Below are 4110 nucleotides of genomic sequence, written 5' to 3'. Positions count from 1 at the left end.
GTCTCGCACATCGGGGCGAAGCTGTACTCGCCCGGATCGAACCCACCGACCGGTAGCGCCTGCACGCTGATGATGGCCCGCCCCGGCCACTGCGGCCCGGTGTCGGCCCAGGATCGAATGTTGCCGCCGCACAGCACAGCATCGTGGTACATGCTTTGGACCTGCGGGAATTCAATCGTGGCGGCGTGCGCTGGGGCGCTGGTAATGATCATGGTCGCGCCCGTGAGACAGGTGAGCAGGGAGGCGGCCCTCAGGCTCGTCGGCTTCCTCATGGGGCGATGGTAATTTCCGGCATTCGTGATATGTCCGACGTGCGCGAAGGTCCGCATCTCCTTTCTGCAACGATGAGGGGTATGCGCATCGCTAACCATGTCGTCGATCTGATCGGAAACACCCCGCTCGTTCGGTTGAACTCCGTGGTGGGTCCGAACTCGGGACTGGTGGCGGCGAAGGTCGAGTACCTGAATCCGGGCGGCAGCTCGAAGGACCGCATCGCCGTCAAGATGATCGACGCCGCCGAAGAGGCCGGGCTGCTGAAGCCCGGCGGCACGATCGTCGAACCGACCTCCGGCAATACCGGTGTGGGCCTCGCCCTGGTCGCGCAGCAGCGCGGCTACAAGTGCGTGTTCGTCTGCCCGGACAAGGTCAGCGAGGACAAGCGGAACGTGCTGCGCGCCTACGGCGCTGAGGTCGTGGTGTGCCCGACCGCCGTCGCGCCGGAGGATCCGGACAGCTACTACAACGTCTCCGACCGCCTCGTTCGCGAGATCCCGGGCGCGTGGAAGCCGAACCAGTACTCCAACCCGGGCGGCCCCGAATCCCATTACGAGACCACCGGTCCCGAGATCTGGCGCGACACCGAAGGCAAGATCACCCACTTCGTAGCGGGCGTCGGCACCGGCGGCACCATCACCGGCACCGGCCGCTACCTCAAGGAGATCTCCGGCGGCAAGGTCAAGGTCATCGGCGCGGACCCGGAGGGCTCGGTCTACTCCGGCGGCACCGGCCGCCCGTACCTGGTCGAGGGCGTCGGCGAGGACTTCTGGCCGTCCGCCTACGACCCGGCCATCCCGGACGAGATCATCGCCGTCTCCGACGCGGACTCCTTCGAGATGACCCGTCGCCTGGCCCGCGAAGAGGGCCTGCTGGTCGGCGGCTCCTGTGGCATGGCCGTGGTCGCGGCGCTGAAGGTCGCCGAACGCGATCCGGACGCCGTGGTCGTCGTGCTGCTGCCCGACGGTGGCCGCGGCTACCTGTCGAAGATCTTCAACGACCAGTGGATGAGCTCCTACGGCTTCCTGCGCTCGCGCCTGGACGGCTCGCACACCGAGGTCCACGTGGGAGATGTGTTGCGCGGCAAGTCCGGTGAGCTGCCGGACCTGGTGCACACCCACCCGCAGGAGACCCTGCGCGACGCTATCGAGATCCTGCGTGAGTACGGCGTCTCGCAGATGCCGGTCGTCGGCGCGGAGCCGCCGGTGATGGCGGGCGAGGTCGCGGGCTCGGTCACAGAACGCGATCTGCTCTCGGCCGTGTTCGAGGGCCGCGCCAAGCTCACCGACCCGGTCTCCAAGCACATGAGCCCGGGCTTCCCGCTCATCGGCGCGGGCGAGCCGGTCTCGGCGGCCACCAAGCTGCTGGAGTCCACCGACGCGCTCATGGTCGTCGACGACGGCAAGCCGGTCGGCGTCATCACCCGCCACGACCTGCTGGGCTTCCTCAGCGAAGGCGTCCTCGCCTAGTTTTCTGTACGGTTGCCGCCCGCCGGATCCCTTCCCTTGGATCCGGCGGGCGGCGTGCTTTCACCGGTGTGATTCGTGGCCGAGGTGACTTATGGCCTGGGCCAAGCCCATCCGATTCTGAATCGGAGATCACAGTGGGAGCTTCGGCCTGGATAACTGAGGTGTTACCAGAGGTTCATCCGCGCCGGGCACCATTGATTCATATGAGTCCGAGACAGGTGGCGGTATGGGTCGCGTTGCTGGGCGCGGTGCTCGGTGGCGCGAAATTACTGGACCGGATCGGATTCCCCGCACCGCAAATGATTCTCGCGATCGTCGTCGGTGCGGGTCTGGCGTTGGCCGGGAAGCTGCCCGCACCGCTGCCGCGACAGGTGAACGTGAGCGTGCAGGCCATGCTGGGCGTGCTGATGGGCAGCTACCTGCAGATATCCCTGCTGACCTCGATCGGCTGGGGGCTGCTGCCGGTGCTCGCGGTCACGGCGGCGACGGTCGTGGTGAGCGTGGGGGTGGCGCTGGTTTTCGCCCGCGCGACCAAAGTGGATCTGCCCACCGCGACGCTCGGCATGCTGGCCGGTGGTTCGGCGGCGGTCGTCGCGGCGGCCGACGAACTCGACGCCGATCCGCGCCGGGTGGCGTTCATGCAGTACCTGCGGGTCGCGCTGGTGGCGTTGAGCGCACCGGCCATCGCCGCGCTGCTCGACAATGAGGAGCGCGTCCCTTACGGCCCAGGGGCACCGGGCAATTCGGTCACCGACCCCAGCCTGCCGTACTGGATGATCATGGGCCGCGGTGATCAGCTGGCCGGACTGTGCATCGCGATCGTGCTGTGCCTCATCGGGATTCGCATCGGCGCGCGCCTGAAGCTGCCGAACGCCGCACTGCTGGGGCCGATGCTGGTCACCGCGATCGTGACCGCGCTGGGCCTGACCCACGGCTACGCGCCCACCCACCTGTTCAAGGATCTGCTGTTCGTGCTGATCGGCTTCGAGGTCGGGACCCGCTTCACCCGGCAGGTGGTGGGGGAGATGGCGCGGATGCTGCCCGCCATGACCGCCGCGGTGCTGGCCCTGTCGGCGATCGTGGCCGGAATGGCTTTGGGGCTGGCCTATCTGGTGGATCTACAGATGTCGGACCTGTATCTGGCCACCACGCCCGGCGGCATCAACGCGGTGCTCGCCACCGCCGACACCATGGGCGCGAATCTGCCGCTCATCACCAGCGTGCAGACCATCCGGCTGCTGGTCATGATGGCGTTGCTGCCGCTGCTCATCGCGCGAATCCGACGGTACGAAACCACCAGAGCGCAGCGAGCGTCCACGCCAGCGTGAAGCTCGTGAACACGGTCGCGCCGAGGATCGGCAGCAGCCAGCCCGGGGTCCGCTTCAACCGCAGCGTCAGCATTTTCGAGGCGAAGGCCCCGTAGAAGACCACGCCCGCGATGGAGTGCGCCATCACCCGCGTCGAGGTCGCGCCCTGGCCGACCTGGAAACCGAAGCTGTAGAGGCAGTAGAAGGCCACCGGCAGGCTGAGCAGGAACGCCAGCGCACCCGACAGCCGGTGGAAGGTGTGCACGGGTTTCGGCGCGTGGAAGCCGTAAATCCAGACGGCCGTGAGCACTTGGCCGACGATCAACACCCCGACCGCACTACTCAGATACGCCTTGAAGATCTGCGGGGCGGAGAAGCCCCACGTGGGCAGGGGCTGGGTGCCGGGCCAGAAGTGGGTTCCGGCCATCCCCAGCGCGACCGAGACCGCGGCGCCGGTGAGCAGCACCGGCACCGCGATCAGGTTGCGCCGAGAAACGGTGACAACGTCTGTCAGCAAGGACATCTCGACTCGGTTTCAGGTCGTCACGGGGTGTCACCCCGTGTGCGCGGCGATCAGCTTGGCGGTGTCGCCATAGGTGCGCAGCCGCGACACCTTGCCCGCGTCGTCGAAGCTCCACAGGTGCACGTTCTGATCGACGATGCGATTGCCGTTGGGCAGCACCACATCCAATTCGATCTCGGCGGCCACCTGACCGGTGGACCCGATGACATCACGCACCGTGAACTCCTGGAACTTCCACTCCGACAGCAGGGCGAAGAAATCGGCGACCGCGTGCGGTCCGCGCCGGGGCTGCAACTGCGGAACCCCCGCGGCCTGGGCGGTATTGGCGAGCCAATCGGCGTCCCAGGAAACGTCGTCGGCGAGCTGATCGAGGATGAACGGAATGTCGCCGGTCTCGAACGCGCGGTAGAGCGCCCCGATGATCTCGGCGTGAGCGGTGTTGGCGAGCTGGTCGGCCTGGCCCGCGACGCGGCCGGGAACTGGCGCACCACCACTGTGCCGCAGGCGCTTCCGCCCGGCAAGGTCACCGTCATCGACT

At 67.4% G+C, this 4110-nt stretch carries 4 protein-coding genes and 1 pseudogene; 2 read left to right on the top strand and 3 right to left on the bottom strand.

The window, feature by feature from the left end; all coding sequences use genetic code 11:
* Positions 1-272 (bottom strand): annotated as a pseudogene (locus ACWELQ_RS40080) (hypothetical protein); the annotation flags it as partial.
* A gap of 81 nt (positions 273-353) precedes the next feature.
* Between ACWELQ_RS40080 and ACWELQ_RS40075 the strand changes: the two are divergent.
* Together ACWELQ_RS40075 and ACWELQ_RS40070 are read left to right on the top strand one after the other, a co-directional pair.
* A complete protein-coding gene (locus ACWELQ_RS40075; protein ID WP_452402221.1) occupies positions 354-1742 on the top strand; it encodes a cystathionine beta-synthase in 1389 nt (462 codons plus the stop codon).
* A 203-nt stretch (positions 1743-1945) separates the two neighbouring features.
* Positions 1946-3070, top strand: a complete 1125-nt coding sequence (locus ACWELQ_RS40070; RefSeq protein ID WP_452402220.1) for an AbrB family transcriptional regulator — start codon at positions 1946-1948, stop codon at positions 3068-3070.
* On the opposite strand, the gene ACWELQ_RS40065 is transcribed toward ACWELQ_RS40070, so the two are convergent.
* Both ACWELQ_RS40065 and ACWELQ_RS40060 read right to left on the bottom strand, forming a co-directional pair.
* The gene (locus ACWELQ_RS40065) at positions 3009-3572 is read right to left on the bottom strand and encodes a DUF6529 family protein (RefSeq protein WP_452402219.1); all 564 of its coding nucleotides are present in this window, start codon (positions 3570-3572) and stop codon (positions 3009-3011) included. The genes ACWELQ_RS40070 and ACWELQ_RS40065 overlap by 62 nt on opposite strands.
* 30 nt (positions 3573-3602) lie before the next feature.
* A partial coding sequence (locus tag ACWELQ_RS40060; protein ID WP_452402218.1) for a nuclear transport factor 2 family protein occupies positions 3603-4110 on the bottom strand: 508 nt, incomplete at its 5' end.

The organism is Nocardia sp. NPDC004722 (assembly GCF_053601505.1).
Note: the sequence above shows the minus strand (reverse complement) of the source record. Positions and strands in the feature narration are given on the sequence as shown.